Raw genomic sequence first — 2,258 nt, forward strand, 5'->3', positions numbered from 1 at the left:
GCGGAACAAATCTTAGCCGAAGTCGGTACGGATGTCGAGAAGCAATTTCCCAGTTCGGCGCACTTATGCTCCTGGGCAGGATTAGTACCTGGACATAATGAGAGTGCGGGCAAAAGGAAATCAACCACCATGAAAAAAGGAAACAAGTACTTGAAATCGGCATTAATTGAAGCAGCTCATTCTGTCAAAGGATCCAAAACCTATTTGGGAGCCCTGTATAGGCGTACTGCATTAAGAAAGGGTAAAAAACGGGCAGGAATATCTGTCGCTCATGCCATTTTAAGACTCTCCTATTATCTCTTAACTCGCAAAGAGATGTACGTAGATTTAGGAGAGGATTACTTTGACAAGCAAAAAATAGTTCGTGCAAATACGTGAGTAAAGACAACAGGAGGGACTCTTAATGGCAGCTGTAAATCCTGTTTATAATGGTGTTCAAAATCTCTTAAAGCTTCCCCGACAGATTTATATCCAATTTCAAGATAACTTTCTTCAATAGTTCGAGGTTGGAAGTTAGAGTTCGCATTATACTTTTCCGTTAAATGCTCCACAAATCACGGTATACATAAGTACAAGTAGAATAAACTTGTTCAATTAAGTCACCCTTTATTAATTTTTTTTATTATTTTACCCATGTCTATTCGTACTATCCTTATTCAAGTAAACTGCTGCGTTATTTGAGTATAAGAAACTCCATTCTTATTGAAGTAACTCACCCTTTAGTGCAACCAGAAAAGCATAAGGCATAAAAAAATTATCTTTGGTAATGCTACATCTGAGGTGGTAATGTGATTCGTAAAATATTGTTTTCCTCAATTCCTTTACTTTTCCTATTTAATCTATTTATAGTAAGTGCGCAGAGCATTACGAATATTGAAATTCTTGATATTGAAGAAAATATGATAATAACAATCCCAACAAATCCTAAGATACAATTAGAGGCTACAAAAATTATTAAAGAAATTGATAGTGTTGTTAAAAAACTCAACCCTATTCCAGACAAAGGTTATATGTTTAAAATCCCCTTAACGCCATCTCTTCGATTAGAAAATAAATGGGTGAATGCTTTGATTGGTGAAGTTATCATTATTATTCCAGAAGATGAAAAGCCATATTTACTCATATTTGATGATGAAAATAAGCCTTATTTTTTTACCTTTAAAACAGAAATTGATACGTTACTAAAAACTTTAGATTTTTCCCTTTAAAAGACCACTTATTGGTCTTTTTATTATGTACTTGTTTAACTAACCTGCCCCGTTAGTTAAACAGGTTACCTTCTCTTCTATTACACTTTTTGTTCGTTTTGTTCAGTAACTTAAACAGTTACTAATGTTCACGAAAAATAAAGTTGTATCGTTTTGCAAAAGTTAAACTGTTAGTTAAAAGAAAAACATATTACACTCAAGATGATAGTATAATTGAATTAAGATACATAGAAAGAAAACTACAATTTTTAGGAGGATTTTTTATGTTCCAAAGCTTAGACCATTTTTTGAGATCTTGGGAGTTCGAAGCCGGTGCTACACAGAAACTACTAAATAGTCTAAATGATGAATCACTTAAACAGGAAGTAACTTCACAAAACTGGACTTTAGGACGTATTGCTTGGCATACCGTTACTGCTATTCATATTATTACTTCAAATACAAACTTAACGTTCGAAGCACCAAATAAAGATTTTCCCGTTCCTACTTCGGCTCAATTTATAGCAGACAACTATTACCAAGCCTGTAATGCATTTGTAAAGGCATTAAAAACCCAATGGACTGACCTTACAATGAAAGAACAAATTGAATTTATAGGTCAACAAATGCCAAATGGTTCACTTTTATTATTTTTGATTCAACATCAAAACCACCATCGAGGACAAATGACCGTTCTTATGCGACAGGCAGGATTAACTGTACCAGGCATTTATGGTCCGTCAAAAGAGGAATGGGCAAAGTTTGGTATGGATGCCCCGCAAATGTAGTATTCTTACCTTCAAAATAATCTTTCTTATGCAAACTTTCCTTTTATCATCGTATCTAACTCCTGTCTGTCTTTATATTTTTAGTTTTTCGATTTAATGTTAAGTTCCTTCTTCAACTATACTGCTGCGTTAGTTCAATAAGAAAAAAGCTTCACTCCTTCTTGAAGTAGTCGAGTAGAAGGGAACCTCTCTACCTTGCGGTAGATTGTGTTCCTCCCCCCTCACAGAACCGTGCTTGCGCTATTTACGCACACGGCTCTTCCAAGTCACCATTCACAAAATG

The 2,258-nt window shown here is 34.8% G+C and carries 3 protein-coding genes; all 3 read left to right on the plus strand.

Translation table 11 applies throughout. The annotated features are described in order from the left end of the window. Positions 1 to 378 (plus strand): transposase (locus tag FG384_RS19415; RefSeq protein ID WP_142644335.1); only part of this gene is annotated, 378 nt, incomplete at its 5' end. A gap of 410 nt (positions 379 to 788) precedes the next feature. Further along, entirely contained in the window at positions 789 to 1,208 is a 420-nt protein-coding gene (locus tag FG384_RS19420) for a hypothetical protein (RefSeq protein WP_142644336.1), read from the plus strand. Between the two features lie 263 nt (positions 1,209 to 1,471). Continuing rightward, on the plus strand, positions 1,472 to 1,975 hold the full coding sequence (locus FG384_RS19425; RefSeq protein WP_142644337.1) for a DinB family protein: 504 nt from the start codon (positions 1,472 to 1,474) through the stop codon (positions 1,973 to 1,975). Positions 1,976 to 2,258 lie beyond the last annotated feature (283 nt).

Origin of the sequence: Psychrobacillus vulpis, assembly GCF_006861825.1 — a bacterium.
GTDB classification, from domain to species: Bacteria; Bacillota; Bacilli; order Bacillales_A; family Planococcaceae; genus Psychrobacillus; species Psychrobacillus vulpis.